We start from the raw sequence: 14,239 nt of genomic DNA, 5'->3' as shown, positions 1-14,239 counted from the left end.
ATTCCGCTCACCAGCCGCCTACGCCATGCACACCGGCACCGCACCCATCCCCGTCTGGTCCAGCAACAAACCCCACTACCGCCTCAACCGCGGCGGCAACCGACAACTCAACACCTGCATCCACCGCATCGCCATCACCCAACTCGCCCACCACCCACCAGCCCGCCACTACCGCGACACCTGGACCAACAACCACCCCCACGCCACCACCAAAGCCGCACTCCGAGCACTCAAACGACACCTCACCAACACCATCTACCAAGCACTCAAAACAGACTTGACATAGAAGCTTCTTTCGAGACATCTGACGTCCCGAAAGTGGCTTTCGCGACACCCCGGAAATCCCACGCGCCCGAACCCCAGCCCCCCACCCGTCCCTGGGGGACGGCCCCGAACTCAGCGTATCGGTACCCACCCCCGGTGCGGGGTCGTCGAGCCGAGTTGTCCACAGGCCTGCCCACTTGTGGACAACTCGCGTTTGATCCCTTCTCGCCCCGGCGCCGTATCCCTCAACGGGGATAGGCTCGGCAAGGGAATCGAAGCGGAAGGGTGCGGATGAGCAAGAAGGCGAGCATCGGGGTCACCGGTCTGGCGGTCATGGGCCGCAACCTGGCCAGGAACCTGGCGAGGCACGGGCACACGGTGGCCCTGCACAACCGCTCCGAGAAGCGGACGAAGGAACTCGTCGAGCAGTTCGGCGACGAAGGCGACTTCATCCCGGCGTATTCGGCGCAGGCGTTCGTCGACGCGCTGGAGCGGCCGCGCCAGGTCGTGATCATGGTCAAGGCCGGTGCGCCGACGGACGCCGTGATCGACGAGTTCGTCCCGCTCCTCGAGAAGGGCGACGTGATCGTCGACGCGGGCAACGCGCACTTCGCGGACACCCGGCGCCGCGAGGCCGCGCTGCGCGAGAAGGGCATCCACTTCGTCGGCACCGGTGTGTCCGGCGGCGAGGAGGGCGCGCTGCACGGGCCGAGCATCATGCCGGGTGGGTCCAAAGAGTCGTATCAGTCGCTCGGGCCGCTGTTCGAGGACATCTCGGCGAAGGTCGACGGCGAACCGTGCTGCACGCACGTGGGCGCGGACGGCGCCGGGCACTTCGTGAAGATGGTGCACAACGGCATCGAGTACGCCGACATGCAGTTGATCGCCGAATCGTTCGATTTGCTGCGCGGCGCGGGCGGCTACTCCCCCGCCGAGATCGCCGAGGTCTTCCAGACGTGGAACTCCGGACGGCTGGACTCGTACCTGATCGAGATCACTTCGCAGGTGCTGGCCCACACCGACGCCGCCTCCGGCAAGCCGTTCGTCGATGTCGTGGCGGACCAGGCGGAACAGAAGGGCACCGGCCGCTGGACCGTCCAAATCGGACTGGACCTGGGCGTGCCGATCAGCGGGATCGCCGAAGCCGTCTTCGCGCGGTCGCTGTCCGGTTCGTCGAACCTGCGTGAGGCCTCCCGTGGTCTCGGCGGTCCTTCGCGTACTCCGCTGACGGGGTCCGCTTTGGACACCTTCGCGGACGACGTCGAGCAGGCGCTCTACGCGTCGAAGGTGGTGGCGTACGCCCAGGGCTTCAACCAGATCCAGGCGGGCGGCGCCGAATACGGCTGGGACATCGACCTCGGCAAGGTCGCGTCCATCTGGCGCGGCGGCTGCATCATCCGCGCGAAGTTCCTGAACGACATCACCGCCGCGTACGCCGAAGAGCCCGGGCTGCCGACGCTCCTGACGTCGGGCGGCTTCCGCAAGGCCGTCGAGGACGCCCAGGACTCCTGGCGTTCGGTGATCTCCACCGCGGTGCGGCTCGGCATCCCGACCCCGGGCTTCTCGACCGCGCTGGCCTACTACGACGGCCTGCGCGCGGAGCGGCTCCCCGCCGCCCTGGTGCAGGGACAGCGGGACTTCTTCGGTGCCCACACGTACCGCCGGGTCGACCGGGAAGGCTCGTTCCACACCGCTTGGGCGGCCGACGGCCGTCCCGAGTCCTCCGCCTGACGGAGCTGAAGGGGCCTTTCACCGCATCACATGCGGTGAAAGGCCCCTTCAGCCCGGCGCGGCCCGAGCCCCAGGCGTCACCCGCGAGTAGCCGCGAAAGTCGCCTTGAGGTCGAAGCCGTTGGCCTCCAGCGTCTCGAACCGCGGCGCCGGATCCGCGGCGAACAGGCGGCGCGCGGCGATGTGGTCCGGCGGCCGGTTCACCGACTCGACACCTGCGAGCACGCCGTCCCGGAACGACAGGACCGAGAACTTCCCACCCTCCCGGTCCCCGGTCACGACGACCTTCTCGGACCCGGTCAGGATCCCGGCGATCTGCAGTTTCGCGCCGAGCTGGTCGGTCCAGAACCACGGCAGGCTGTCGTACGGCGCGGGTTCGCCCGCGATGGCGGCGGCCGCGGCCCGCCCCTGGTCGACGGCGTTCTGCACCGACTCCAGCCGCGTCGCCGTCCCCGCCTGGACGCACGGGAAGTTCGCGCAGTCACCGACAGCCGAGATCTTCGGGTCGCTCGTGCGCAGGTGCTCGTCGACGACGACGCCGTTCGCCACGGCGAGCCCGGCCTCCTCGGCCAGTCGCGTTCGCGGCTCCACGCCGACCCCGACCAGCACCAGATCGGCGGGCAGCCGGGCGCCGTCGCTCAGTTCCACCTCGCTCACCCGGCCATCGCCGTGCAACGCGGCGACACCCTTGCCGAGCAGGATCGTGTGCCCGGCTCCCTCGTGCAGGGCGGCGAAGTACGCCGAGACCTCCGGAGTCGCGACGCGGGCCATCAGCCTGTCCTGCGCTTCGACGATCGTCACGGGCCGTCCGGCGTGCGCGGCGAACTCGAGCCCGATGAACCCGCCCCCGACCACGACGACGTTCTCCGCGCTTTCCAAGGCGGCACGCAACACGTCGGCGTCGTCCTTGGTGCGCAGCGTGAACACACCGTCCAAAGTGGACCCGGGAACGGGAAGCACGCGATTGACCGCGCCCGTCGCCAGCACGAGATGGTCGTACCCGTGGGTGCTCCCGTCCTCCAGCACCACCTTCGCGTCGTCGCGATCCACCGACGCGACGCGGCCAGGGATCAGTTCGATGCCTTTCTCCGCGAAGAAGTCCTCGGGCCGCAGGCGCAGCTGGGCGTCGCCCGCGGTTCCGGCGAGGTAGCCCTTCGACAGCGGAGGCCGTTGGTACGGCAGGCCGGGTTCGTCACCGATCAGCACCACCCGCCCGGCGAACCCCTTGTCCCGCAGCGAGGTCGCGACTCCGAACCCGCTCTGCCCGGCCCCTACGACGAGGACGGTCTCCATCGGCGCTCCTTCCGTTGTTCCCGGTGTCCATTCAACACAGCCCCCGGCCCTTTCGACCGCCCTTTCGCACCGTGATCTTCACGCGGTGGACGCGCTACCGTCACTCCCTGCCGGTCCACTGGCGTTCCCGCACGTGAGGAGGGGGTTCCATGACCCATCCCGAGGTCCATCCGGTCGACGCCCGCCCGCCGCTGCCGAAGCTGACCTTGCTCGGCCTGCAGCACATGTCGATCATGTACGCGGGCTCGGTGGCCGTCCCGCTCGTCGTGGGCAGCGCGCTGAAACTGGACGCGGCGACGATCGCGCTGCTGGTCAACGCGGATCTGCTGGTCGCGGGGATCGCGACGCTGATACAGGCGATCGGGATCGGAAGGATCTTCGGCATCCGGTTGCCGGTGGTGGCGGGCGCGACGTTCACCGTGGTCAACCCGATGATCATGATCGCGTCCCAGTACGGCATGCAGGCCGTCTACGGCGCGATGCTCGCGTCGGGTGTGTTCGGGCTGCTCATCGCGAAGCCGTTCGCGAAGATGATCCGGTTCTTCCCGCCGCTGGTCTCGGGCACGCTGCTGGTCGTCATCGGCATCTCGCTCATCGCCCCCGGCGTCGGCCTGATCGCCGGCCACGACACCGGATCGCCGGACTACGCGAAACCCGCGAACATCGCGCTCGCGTTCGGCGTGATCGCGGTGATCGTGCTGTTCACGCGGGTGCTGCGCGGCTTCGCGAACCAGATCGGCCCGCTGCTGGCACTGCTGATCGGCCTCGTCGCGGCCGTCCCGATGGGCCTGGTGAGCTTCCAGGGCATCGCCGACGCCGGCTGGTTCGGCCTCGCGTCGCCGTTCCACTTCGGCCCGCCGACCTTCCCGATCGCGGCCGTGCTCTCGATGTGCGTCGTGATGCTGGTGACCTACACCGAATCCACCGCGGACCTGGTCGCGGTCGGTGAAATCACCGGACGGCCGCCGACCGACTCCGACCTCGCGCGCGGACTCGCCACCGACGGCCTCTCGGCCATCCTCGGCGGCGCGATGAACTCGTTCCCGGACACGGCTTTCGCGCAGAACGTCGGCCTCGTGCAGCTGACCGGGGTGCGCAGCCGCTGGGTGGTCGCGATGACGGGTGGCCTGCTCGTGCTGATGGGCCTGGTGCCGAAGGTCGGCGCGTTCGTCGCGGCCGTGCCGGAACCGGTGATCGGCGCGGTCGCGGTGGTCATGTTCGCGATGGTCGCCGTGGTCGGCGTACAGAACCTGAAGAAGGTGGAGTTCTCCGGGAACCACAACACCTTCATCGTCGCGGTGTCGTTCGGCGTCGGCCTGCTGCCCGCCTTCTCGACGAACCAGTTCGGCAACTCGATCTTCTTCCAGCACTTCCCGGCGTGGTTGCAGACCATCTGCGGCAGCCCGATCACCGTCGCCGCGATCGTCGCGTTCACCCTCAACCTGCTGTTCAACCACCTCGGCAAGCGCCGGGAGCCGGATCTACTGAAAGCGCCCTAACACCAGAGCCACTTCGGCCACAGGTTGCACTCTTCGGTAGGCGTCGTGGACGGCGGCGTCGGCGGATTCGGGTTGGGCGGCTGCGGGGCGCCCGTGGACCCGGTCGTGCGCGGCGGGTCCGCCGGCCCGTTCGAGGAAGTCGGTGTCGTCGTCGGATCGTCGCGGGTGACGGAGGTCGGCGTGGCCGAACTCGACGTACGACGGCTGGACGTCGTCCTGCTGGGCTGCGACGAAGTCCCTCCGTCACCACCCTCGCCGGTTTCGACCGTCTCGGTGGACGGGACCGCGGACGTCGCGTCGGCCCCCCGGTTTTCCGAAGGGCGTTTCGGCATCTCGATGACGCTGATCTGGTTCGGCTGCGCATTCTGTTCGGGATCCGGGTCGAACCCCACGAGAACAGCGGCCGTGCCACAGGCGACGACCACGGCGATCACCACCGCGATCACTCTCCAGCGTGACTTTGACCGTGACTCCTCGTGGTCGTCCCAGCCCTCGCGAATGAGCAGGTCGGCGACCGAAACGTCGTCGTCATCCACCAGCTGAGACCTTTCACACCGGGAACGAGCGGACAGTAGTTTTACCGCAACTCACCGCCGAATGGGTGAAGTTAACCAAAAATTATTCACCCGATGGAACACCTTAGCGCGAGCCAGTCACACAGCGTGTATTCATATGCTTTTGCGCATATCTGCGGTGGTCGCCCTTCGGTTCGCGTATACAGCGCTCTCCGCGGGTGGTGTAATCGACGGTGCCAGCACCGGAAGAGGGGGTTCGGACGGATCATGGAGGCTGACGCCCTCGCCGTGCCGGGGGCCGGAAATTCCGGTCATCCGACAGGCACGCCGCTCGGGAACGAGCCGGTCGGCGATCTCGGCCTCGCGGGCGACCACGCCGCCATCTGGTCGTACGACTTCGGGGGCGAGACGCTGTCTTGGCTGCCCGGACTGGAGAACCTGCTGGGTGGAGCCGATCTCACCGAAGCCGAGATCGAAGCCAGGCTGGCCGATCTCGTGGCGCCGCTGACCTCCGGCACCCGCACTTCCCCGCCTTGGCGCGAGTTCGAACTCGAGCAGTCGTTCCGGAATCCGGCGGGCGAACTCCGCTGGGTCCGTCTGCGCGCCCGCACCATCGGCGACGAGACCGGCTCGTCGGGGCTGCTCGGGATCGCCACCGACGTGACCGACGTCCGCGAGAATCGGCAAGCCCTCGAGGATCTCACTGACCGTTACCGGCTTTTGGTGGAACTCAGTCCCGACGCGGTCTGTGTCCACGAAGCCGGTGTCGTCACGTACGTGAACAGAGCCGCCGTCACCGCGCTGGGGGCCTCCTCGACCGCCGAGCTGATCGGGCGGCCGATCATGGACTTCGTCGCCGACGAGTCGCTCCCCGCCCTCCTGGACAGGATCGCCTCCCTCCATCGCCAGGGCGCGTCGACCGACCCCACCGACACGGTCATGCTCCGCCTCGACGGCGCGAAATACCTGGTACAGAGCATTTCCGTGCGCACGACCTGGGAGGGCAGGCCCGCTTTCCAGGTCATCATGCGCGACATCAGCGCGCAGAAGGCCGCCGAAGCGACGCTTCGCTATCAGGCCGCGCTGATCAGCCACGTCAGTGACGCGATCATCGCGACCAGCGGCGCCGGCGTGGTGACCAGCTGGAACCCCGCCGCGGAGAACGTCTACGGCTGGACAGCGAGTGAAGCGATCGGTGGCACGGTCAGTGACCTCGTCGGCGCCTCGCTCGACCCGGAAGCGGTGCTGCGCAAGGGCGGCGTCATGCAGACGACCCACCGTCATCGCAACGGCTCGACCCTGGCCATCCGCATCTCGGCCGCGGAGATGACCAACGGGTTCGTCCTGGTCTGCGCCGACGAGACGGCCCGGCGGCGTGCCGAGCAGCACTACAGCACCGTGGTCGCGTCGCTCGACGAAGGCGTGGTCGTGATCGGTCCCGGCGGGCTCATCGAATCGGCCAACCCCGCCGCGTGCCGGATCATCGGCGTCGGCCACGACGATCTCATCGGTATCCCGTGCGTGACGCTGGAGCTGTACGACGAGCAGGGCCGCCTCCCACCGGCCAGGATGCCGTCGGTGATCACCCGGCGCACCCGCGTCACGCAGAACGGCCTGGTGCTGCGGCTGCGCAGGCCCGACGGCGCCGACGTCTGGATCTCGCTGACCTCGCGGCTGCTGACCCCCGAGGATCCGTCGGCCACCGCGGTGGTCACCTCGTTCACCGACATCACCGAACGCCGCGCCATCGGCGAGCGGCTCGCCCACGAAGCGACGCACGATCCGCTCACCGAACTCGCGAACCGGACGCTGGTGCTGGACAGTCTCGCCGAGGCGCTGTCCGGCGCGGGCCGCGCCGAGCTGACCACGCTGCTGTTCATCGATCTCGACAAGTTCAAGGTGATCAACGATTCCCTCGGGCATTCCGTCGGCGACAAGGTGCTCCGCATCGCGGGCGAGCGGCTGCGCCGGGGAATCGGCGAGAACGACCTCGTCGGCAGGCTGGGCGGCGACGAATTCGTCGTCGTCACCGCGGAGATCACCGAACCGGGCGAGATCAAGGCGCTGGCCGAGCATCTGCGCGAGGCGCTGACCGAACCGATCACCGTCAACGGCAGGCAGCTGCACATCGACGCCAGCATCGGCATCGTCACCGCGGCGAACGACGACACGCGGACCGCCGAAGATCTGCTGCGGGACGCGGATGTCGCGATGTACCAGGCGAAAACGCTCGGCCGCGCGCGGTACGAGTTCTTCGACGTCGAGCTGCGCGAGCGGATGCAGCGGCGGCTCCGCATGGAGCAGGATCTGCGCGACGCCCTGCAGAACGAGGAACTCTGGACGGCGTACCAGCCTGTCGTGGACATCGAATCCGGTGAGATGGTCGCCGTGGAAGCGTTGCTGCGCTGGAAACATCCCGCGCACGGCACGATCTCGCCCGCCGAGTTCATCCCGCTGGCCGAGGAAAGCGACCTGATCAACCTGATCGGCAAGCACGTCCTGCGCACGACCACGCGCGAGATCGCCAAACGGCGCGAGCAGCTCGGTATCGACCTGAACCTCAAGGTCAACCTGTCGGCCCGGCAACTGGACGACCCGCATCTCGTACCCACGGTGCAGGACGCGCTGAAGACCACGGGGCTCCCGCCGCACGCGCTGACCCTGGAAGTCACCGAAAGCGCGCTGATGCGGGATCAGGCCGCGGCCGCCGAAGTCCTCACTTCGTTGCGCGATCTCGGTGTCTCGCTGGCGATCGACGACTTCGGCACCGGCTATTCGTCGCTCGCCCAGCTGCAACGACTCCCGCTCGACACGCTCAAGATCGACCGCACCTTCGTCACCGGCATCGCGGAATCACGCGACGCGGCCGCGATCGTCAAGAGCATCATCGCGATGGCGCACGCCGTCGACCTGATCGTCGTCGCCGAAGGTGTCGAAGACGAAGATCAGCTCACCGTCCTGCGTGAGCTGAACTGTGACCAGGCGCAGGGCTTCCACCTCGGCCGCCCCGCGCCCCCTGACGACCTTTTCGGAGCCGTTGAATGAGTGTCGAGATCAAGTCCGGAGAAGACCGCTACGACATCGTCGTGGACGGGAAGACCGCCGGCTTCCTGGAAACCCGCACGCGACCGGACGCGATTCTGTTCCTGCACACCGAGATCTCCGACGACTTCGCGGGCCAGGGCCTGGCGGGCAAGCTCGTGACCGCGGCGCTCGACGACGTCCGGGCGCAGGGCAGGTCCGTCCTGCCCTACTGCCCGTACGTGCGCTCGTTCATCGCGAAGCACCGCGAGTACGAGGATCTCGTTCCCGAGGACAAGCGCGCGGAATTCGAACTCTGACCGTTCATCCCGGGTAGATCGTCAGCAGCTTCGCGAGTTCGTCCTCGGTCAGGACGACGTCCAGCTCGCGCAGTGTCTCGTCGAGCCGGTCGGCCGGGATCTCGGTGGTCTCCTTGGTCCCGTCCGGGCGCTCGACGATGAACTCCTCACCGACCAGTTTGCGGCTGAGCCCTTCCTCCAGGCGCATGATCACCAGCCGGCCGGTGAACGGCGACCGCGGATGCGTCGACGTGTAGTGGTGGTACACCTCGTAGTCGATCCGGTGCATCGGCGTGAGCGTGAAGGCGTGCAGGTCGGTCCAGTCGTCGCCCTCCTGCTTCTGCAGGCGCCACCAGTCGCCGTCCTGAACCAGCCGGTGCGGCCAGCCCGCCTGATCCACCACGGCGCCGTCGACCAGCGGCATCGGCACCAGCATCCCGGCGCCGAAACCGACGTCGACCAGGTGCTGGACGCCGTCGGCCTCGATCGCGAGCGTCATATGCGTGTACGGCCCGTTCCGCTGCGGCTGCACCCTCGCCACGAGACGGCGCACGGGGTAGCCGAGTTGCTCGGCGGCCGCGGCGAAGAGACTTCCGTGCTCGTAGCAGTAGCCGCCGCGGTGACGGCGGACGAGCTTGCCGATCACATCGTCGAGCGCGATCCCTTTGTGCTGCCCCAAAACGACGTCGACGTTCTCGAACGGAACCGCCAGGACGTGCGCTTTCGCCAGTTCACGCAACGCGGCGGCGGAGGGCTTCGCCCGGTCCTGGCCGATCCGGCCGAGGTACGCGTCGAGGTCGAGGGTGCCGACGGTCCATTCGTCGACCTGCTCAGCTGCGAGTGTCATACCCCGAGCCTGACACCTCCACCTGACTCGAGGTCAAGATCAGCGACCAGCCTCACTTGCTTCAGGTCGGACGGTTTGCCCGCCCGGCTGCCCTTGGCCGTTCGGCGTCACGGCCTGCCTGGCGGGCGCCGGAGCCGACCCGAACGCCGCGTGCGTCCAAGCGCCGCCGGCGAACACGGCCGCCAGCACGACCAGCCCGGCCAGCACCTGCGTCGTCCGCGAGAACGGTCGCGCGGCGCGGCGCATCTCGCCGTGGAGGTCACCGGTCACCGCCGGGCCGGAGACGATCTCCTCCGCGGTCGGTTCTGTTGACGACATCGGAACTCCTATTCGTGACGCAGGGCGTCGATCGGCCGCAGCTTCGCGGCCCGGTTCGCTGGGAAGACCCCGAAGAACAGCCCGATCAGGGCGGAGACCGCGAAGGCGAGGAAGATCGAGGACGGCACCACGACCGGCTGGATCCCGGAAATGGTGAACCGGCTGCCGATCAGTCCGATCGCGACGCCGAGCAGGCCGCCGAACAGGCTGAGCATGGTCGCCTCGGCGAGGAACTGGCCGAGGATGGCCGAGCGCGGAGCCCCGACCGCCTTCCGGATGCCGATCTCGCGGATCCGTTCGGTCACGGTCACCAGCATGATGTTGGTGACGCCGATCCCGCCGACCAGCAACGAGATCGCCGCGACGGCGGCGAGCAGCACGGTGAACGTGTCGGTGGCCGACGTCCGGGTCGCGAGCAGTTGCTCGGAGTTCTGGATCTGGTAGTCGGCGGTGCCGCCCGCGCGGATCCCGTGCCGCGCGTCGAGGATCGCGGTGATTTCGGCCTGGGCGAGGGAAACGGAGTCCGCGCCGGTCGCCTGCACGGCGATCTGGCTCAGGCTTCCGTAGCCCGCCAAGGAGTTCTGCACCGCCGAGATCGGCGCGATGGCGATGTCGTCGGCGTTCTGCGGCCCGGTGCTCCCCTGGGCTTTCAGCACTCCGGCGACGGTGAACTGGATACCGTCGAGCAACACGTTCCCGCCGACCGGCTCGGCCGTGCCGAAGATCGCCTGGGCCGTCGTGGCACCGAGGACGACGACCTTCCGCGCGGCCGTGACGTCCTCGGCGGTGAACAGCGCGCCGTCGGCGATCTCCTTGTTGGTCGTGGTGAAGTACGCGGGTTCGGTACCCACGACGCTCGGGATGTCGTACGACGTCTGCCCTCGGGTCGCGGTGGCCGTCGTGGTGACCACGGGCGACGCCGCCTTGACGTCCGGCGCGCCGATCGGGTCGACGAGCGCGTGCGCGTCCTGCACCGTCAGCGGGCGCGCCGTCGCGCTCTGACCGCCGCCGCGCGCCGGGGAGACGTTGACGACGTTGGTGCCGAGTCCCTGGATACTCGCCGCGATGGCGGCGGAGGCGCCGTTTCCCACCGCGACGAGCAGGATCACCGCCGCGACGCCGATGGTGATGCCGAGTGTCGTGAGCGCCGACCGCAGTTTGTTCGCGGTGAGACCGCGGACCGCGAAACGCAGGATCTCCAGGAAGTTCACGACGCCGCCCCCACGACGCCGGTCATCTCGTCGGAGACGATCAGCCCGTCGTCGACGCGGACCACGCGGCGCGCGTGCGCGGCGACCTCGTCCTCGTGCGTGATCACCACGATGGTGCGGCCGAGCCGGTTCAACCGGTCGAACACCCCGAGGACGTCCGCCGTGCTGCGGCGGTCGAGGTTGCCGGTGGGCTCGTCGGCCAGCAGCATCGCGGGTCCGGTGACCAGCGCCCGCGCCACGGCGACGCGCTGGATCTGCCCGCCGGACAGCTCGCCGGGCAGGTGCTTGGCACGATCGGACAGGCCGACCATCTCCAGCGCGGCGAGCGCACGCCGACGTCGCACCGACCGGCGCAGTCCACTGTAGACCAATGGAAGCTCCACATTGGACACGGCGGACGTACGCGGGACCAGGTTGAACGACTGGAAGACGAAGCCGATCTTGCGATTGCGCAGCAATGCCAGCTGGCGTTCGTTGAGCTCGCCGACACCGAAACCGTCGAGCAGGTACTCCCCCGAGGTCGGCACGTCCAGGCAGCCGAGCATGTTCAGCAGCGTCGACTTGCCCGAACCGGAGGCACCCATGATCGCGACGTACTCGCCAGGCAGGATGGCGAGGTCGACGCCGCGCAACGCGTGCACGACGGTTTCCCCTTCCCCGTAGGTCTTGCGCAGTCCGGAAACCGCGATCACCGGGTTCATCCCCGACCGCCGAATCCGCCCCCGGTACCGGTGCCGCGCTGGCCGCCGCCGGGGAAGCCCCCGGTCCCGCCCGTCCGCCCGGTACCGGCTGTGCCGCCGGCGGCCGTCGCGGTCAGCACGACGTTCTCCCCCTCGGTCAGCCCCGAGGTGATCTGCACCGTCGACTCGCCGCGGAGACCGACCTGCACCCGTCGCTGGACGTTCTGGCCGTTCTCCTGCACGGTGACGACGTTCCCCCGGACCGCGGCGGCGGGCACGCTCAGCGCGTTCTGCGCCTCCGCGACGGTGACCACGACGCTCGCCGACTGGCCGGGCCGCAGGCCTTCCGGCGGATCGGCCAGCGCCAGTTTCGCGCGGTAGGACACGACACTGCCGCTGGTCGTCGGTGTCAGGTCGACGCTGGAGACGGTCGCCTGGACCGGCTTGTCCGGCGACGAATTCAGCGTCACCGACGCCTTCTGGCCCGCCTTGACCTTGCTGACGTCGATCTCGGCGATCGAGGTGTCGACGACCAGGTCGGTCATGTTCGTGATGGTGATGAACCCGGTGCCGCTGGAAGCGGACGACGTCGTGGCGCTGGAATTCCCGCCCTGGGTGGACGATTGCGAGCTTGCCGAAGTGCCGCTGGAGGACTGCTGCCCGACGGTGCCGCTGATCGCGGTGACCGTCCCCACGCCGGGCGCGTGCAGGGTGGTGTTGTCGAGCGCCGTCTGCGCGTTCTGGACGTCGAGCTCGGCCTGGTCCACCTTGGCCTGTGCCGACGCGACACTGTTCTGGGTGCTTGGGGTGTTCTGGCCGGTGCTGGGGGCGTCCTCCGCCGTCTCGGCGGTGTCCAGGTTGTCCCGCGCGACCGAGAGGTTCGCCTTCGCGACCTGAAGCTCCTTCGCAGCCTGAGCGCTCTCGATGGTCGCGAGCTTCTGTCCCACCGACACGACGTCGCCGACCTTCACGTCGATCGACGCGACCTTGCCCGCCGTCGCGAAGTTCGCGGTGCCGGTGTAGCCGCTGGCGAGCGTCCCGGCGGCGGAGACGGTCTCGGTGACCGTGGCCCGGCGGACCGGCGTACTGCGGGTCTGGGCCTCCGCCGTGTTCTGTTCGGGGCTGAATGCCTGATATATCCCGAAACCTGCACCGGCCAGCAGCACGATCAGGGCACCGTTGATCACCCAGGCCTTGGAGGGGCGAACTCGCGTCATGCGGCGACCCTGCTGCCACTGGTTGGCAATGACCTGTTGATGAGCTGTGAGTCCGCTGTGGATGTGGGCGAGGTGATCCGAGCCTGGGCATAAAAAAACCGCCTCGATGTGCATCGAGGCGGTTCTGCGAGCGGTGGCCAGGGCCGGGGTCGAACCGGCGACCTTCCGCTTTTCAGGCGGACGCTCGTACCAACTGAGCTACCTGGCCGGGAACGCCGGCAAGTAGCCGAACGATCTTGCGACCCTGACGGGACTCGAACCCGCGACCTTCGCCGTGACAGGGCGACGCGCTAACCAACTGCGCCACAGGGCCTTGCATACTGCTTTGTAACTGTACTGCGTACTCCCAACGGGATTCGAACCCGCGTTGCCGCCTTGAAAGGGCGGAGTCCTAGGCCGCTGGACGATGGGAGCCCGGTCCGGTTTCGGCGAACCGATCCGACCCGCGCTCTCCGGTGTCCCCGGGAGCGAACATAACTATAGGACACGCTCGTTTCAGCTCCCGCACAGGGGGTCCTCTAGTTGTTCACAGGGCTGGGACCTGCGAGAACGCGGTGACTTCAGGATATCAGGGCCGAGGCGTCCCGCAGGGCGCCGAGACGCCGCCGGAGCTCATCTCGCTCGTCATCCGTGAGGGTGACGGCGAGGAGTTCGGTCACGCGCTGGTCGGTCAGGTCCTCGGCGTGCCGCCACCGCTGCCGCAGATCGCCCTTGGCCTCGGCCGCGGCGATCAGCGCGTCCGCGGCCTCCTCGGGCCACGCGGTGCGCAGGAGACGGCCACGTCCGCCTTCCGGGTCCGCGACGACGGCCTCGGGCACCGTCAGGCCCACCGCGCGAAGAGCCGCGAAATGGACGCCGCCGCGGAATTCGCGGAAGACCATGAGCGCGAACGCCAGGCGCTCGACGGTGTCTTCCGGGCGTTCGGCGAGTTGCCATCCGGCGAACAACGCGAGACCGCTCGCGTCGGCCGCGTCCACGAGACGAAAGAGCAGATCCGCCGTACGGCCGGGGTCGTCGGCGTCCGAAAGGCTGACGTGTGCCCACTTCGCCGATGACCGCGAGTAGGCGCGGACCGCGGAAGCCGCGTCGAGAGCCGCCATCGCGGACGGCAAGGCGAACTCGAAGAGCCACCGCGGGAAGATCCCGAACAGCTCCGCGACGACCTTCGGCGGCGGGTCGCCCAGCACCGCCGAACGCCCTCGCAGGTAGAGCGTCCGCGGCGGCAAGCCCACCTCGGCTTCGACCTCGGCGAGCTCCGGGGAGGTCATGAACTTCCCGCCCAACACCTGCACGATGCCCCGGATTTCCCGCGCCACCTCGTCACCCATACCGCTCACGCCTTCCC

At 68.5% G+C, this 14,239-nt stretch carries 13 protein-coding genes and 3 tRNA genes; 5 read left to right on the top strand and 11 right to left on the bottom strand.

All coding sequences use genetic code 11. The annotated features are described in order from the left end of the window. Both ACLJPX_RS23170 and gndA read left to right on the top strand, forming a co-directional pair. Positions 1-286, top strand: a 286-nt coding sequence (locus ACLJPX_RS23170; protein WP_410601900.1) for a transposase, incomplete at its 5' end; no start/stop codon positions are given. A 269-nt stretch (positions 287-555) separates the two neighbouring features. Further along, positions 556-1,995 (top strand): NADP-dependent phosphogluconate dehydrogenase, encoded by a 1,440-nt coding sequence (gene gndA, locus ACLJPX_RS23165; RefSeq protein WP_101611954.1) that lies wholly within the window; start codon positions 556-558, stop codon positions 1,993-1,995. Between the two features lie 77 nt (positions 1,996-2,072). Here the strand turns inward: gndA and ACLJPX_RS23160 are convergent, their stop codons facing one another. Beyond that, positions 2,073-3,287, bottom strand: a complete 1,215-nt coding sequence (locus ACLJPX_RS23160; RefSeq protein WP_410601899.1) for an NAD(P)/FAD-dependent oxidoreductase — start codon at positions 3,285-3,287, stop codon at positions 2,073-2,075. 149 nt (positions 3,288-3,436) lie between these two features. Here ACLJPX_RS23160 and ACLJPX_RS23155 point away from each other — a divergent pair, with 149 nt between their 5' ends. After that, positions 3,437-4,786 carry a nucleobase:cation symporter-2 family protein gene (locus ACLJPX_RS23155; protein ID WP_410601898.1) on the top strand — a complete coding sequence of 450 codons (1,350 nt, stop codon included), beginning with the start codon at positions 3,437-3,439 and terminating at the stop codon, positions 4,784-4,786. On the opposite strand, the gene ACLJPX_RS23150 is transcribed toward ACLJPX_RS23155, so the two are convergent. Beyond that, entirely contained in the window at positions 4,783-5,322 is a 540-nt protein-coding gene (locus ACLJPX_RS23150; RefSeq protein WP_410601897.1) for a serine/threonine protein kinase, read from the bottom strand. The genes ACLJPX_RS23155 and ACLJPX_RS23150 overlap by 4 nt on opposite strands. A 246-nt stretch (positions 5,323-5,568) precedes the next feature. Between ACLJPX_RS23150 and ACLJPX_RS23145 the strand changes: the two genes are divergently transcribed. Further along, a complete protein-coding gene (locus ACLJPX_RS23145) occupies positions 5,569-8,346 on the top strand; it encodes an EAL domain-containing protein (RefSeq protein WP_410601896.1) in 2,778 nt (925 codons plus the stop codon). After that, positions 8,343-8,642, top strand: coding sequence for a GNAT family N-acetyltransferase (locus ACLJPX_RS23140; RefSeq protein WP_101611948.1), 300 nt, complete (start codon positions 8,343-8,345; stop codon positions 8,640-8,642). Before ACLJPX_RS23145 ends, ACLJPX_RS23140 begins: the two co-directional genes overlap by 4 nt. Before the next feature lie 4 nt (positions 8,643-8,646). Here ACLJPX_RS23140 and ACLJPX_RS23135 read toward each other — a convergent pair whose 3' ends face one another. The 9 genes from ACLJPX_RS23135 to ACLJPX_RS23095 all read right to left on the bottom strand — a co-directional run bounded on the left by ACLJPX_RS23135 (position 8,647) and on the right by ACLJPX_RS23095 (position 14,222). After that, on the bottom strand, positions 8,647-9,468 hold the full coding sequence (locus tag ACLJPX_RS23135) for an arylamine N-acetyltransferase family protein (protein ID WP_410601895.1): 822 nt from the start codon (positions 9,466-9,468) through the stop codon (positions 8,647-8,649). Positions 9,469-9,507: 39 nt separating this feature from the next. Then, complete coding sequence (locus tag ACLJPX_RS23130; RefSeq protein ID WP_410601894.1) at positions 9,508-9,786, bottom strand: hypothetical protein; 279 nt, start codon at positions 9,784-9,786, stop codon at positions 9,508-9,510. 8 nt (positions 9,787-9,794) lie between these two features. Next, positions 9,795-10,997 carry an ABC transporter permease gene (locus tag ACLJPX_RS23125; protein ID WP_410601893.1) on the bottom strand — a complete coding sequence of 401 codons (1,203 nt, stop codon included), beginning with the start codon at positions 10,995-10,997 and terminating at the stop codon, positions 9,795-9,797. Next, positions 10,994-11,698 carry an ABC transporter ATP-binding protein gene (locus ACLJPX_RS23120; RefSeq protein ID WP_410601892.1) on the bottom strand — a complete coding sequence of 235 codons (705 nt, stop codon included), beginning with the start codon at positions 11,696-11,698 and terminating at the stop codon, positions 10,994-10,996. The genes ACLJPX_RS23125 and ACLJPX_RS23120 overlap by 4 nt, the downstream gene beginning before the upstream one ends. After that, a complete protein-coding gene (locus ACLJPX_RS23115; RefSeq protein WP_410601891.1) occupies positions 11,695-12,894 on the bottom strand; it encodes an efflux RND transporter periplasmic adaptor subunit in 1,200 nt (399 codons plus the stop codon). The genes ACLJPX_RS23120 and ACLJPX_RS23115 overlap by 4 nt, the downstream gene beginning before the upstream one ends. Positions 12,895-13,028: 134 nt before the next feature. Then, positions 13,029-13,102: transfer RNA gene (locus ACLJPX_RS23110), tRNA-Phe, on the bottom strand. Positions 13,103-13,133: 31 nt separating this feature from the next. Further along, positions 13,134-13,207, bottom strand: a tRNA-Asp gene (locus ACLJPX_RS23105). 28 nt (positions 13,208-13,235) lie between these two features. Continuing rightward, positions 13,236-13,308: transfer RNA gene (locus ACLJPX_RS23100), tRNA-Glu, on the bottom strand. Between the two features lie 146 nt (positions 13,309-13,454). Next, positions 13,455-14,222 carry an SCO6745 family protein gene (locus tag ACLJPX_RS23095; RefSeq protein WP_410601890.1) on the bottom strand — a complete coding sequence of 256 codons (768 nt, stop codon included), beginning with the start codon at positions 14,220-14,222 and terminating at the stop codon, positions 13,455-13,457. Between the last annotated feature and the right edge of the window lie 17 nt (positions 14,223-14,239).

This window comes from Amycolatopsis sp. lyj-90 (assembly GCF_046549035.1).
Classification (GTDB): Bacteria; Actinomycetota; Actinomycetes; order Mycobacteriales; family Pseudonocardiaceae; genus Amycolatopsis.
This window is presented reverse-complemented; position numbering and strand designations above follow the sequence as displayed.

What these genes read in the sequence shown, in the direction of transcription:
- ACLJPX_RS23155 (WP_410601898.1), top strand. Translation starts at nt 3,437, where the DNA reads ATGACCCATCCCGAGGTCCATCCGGTCGACGCCCGCCCGCCGCTGCCG.
- ACLJPX_RS23095 (WP_410601890.1), bottom strand. Translation starts at nt 14,222, where the DNA reads ATGGGTGACGAGGTGGCGCGGGAAATCCGGGGCATCGTGCAGGTGTTG.
- ACLJPX_RS23160 (WP_410601899.1), bottom strand. Translation starts at nt 3,287, where the DNA reads ATGGAGACCGTCCTCGTCGTAGGGGCCGGGCAGAGCGGGTTCGGAGTC.
- ACLJPX_RS23145 (WP_410601896.1), top strand. Translation starts at nt 5,569, where the DNA reads ATGGAGGCTGACGCCCTCGCCGTGCCGGGGGCCGGAAATTCCGGTCAT.
- ACLJPX_RS23115 (WP_410601891.1), bottom strand. Translation starts at nt 12,894, where the DNA reads ATGACGCGAGTTCGCCCCTCCAAGGCCTGGGTGATCAACGGTGCCCTG.
- ACLJPX_RS23120 (WP_410601892.1), bottom strand. Translation starts at nt 11,698, where the DNA reads ATGAACCCGGTGATCGCGGTTTCCGGACTGCGCAAGACCTACGGGGAA.
- ACLJPX_RS23130 (WP_410601894.1), bottom strand. Translation starts at nt 9,786, where the DNA reads ATGTCGTCAACAGAACCGACCGCGGAGGAGATCGTCTCCGGCCCGGCG.
- ACLJPX_RS23135 (WP_410601895.1), bottom strand. Translation starts at nt 9,468, where the DNA reads ATGACACTCGCAGCTGAGCAGGTCGACGAATGGACCGTCGGCACCCTC.
- gndA (WP_101611954.1), top strand. Translation starts at nt 556, where the DNA reads ATGAGCAAGAAGGCGAGCATCGGGGTCACCGGTCTGGCGGTCATGGGC.
- ACLJPX_RS23140 (WP_101611948.1), top strand. Translation starts at nt 8,343, where the DNA reads ATGAGTGTCGAGATCAAGTCCGGAGAAGACCGCTACGACATCGTCGTG.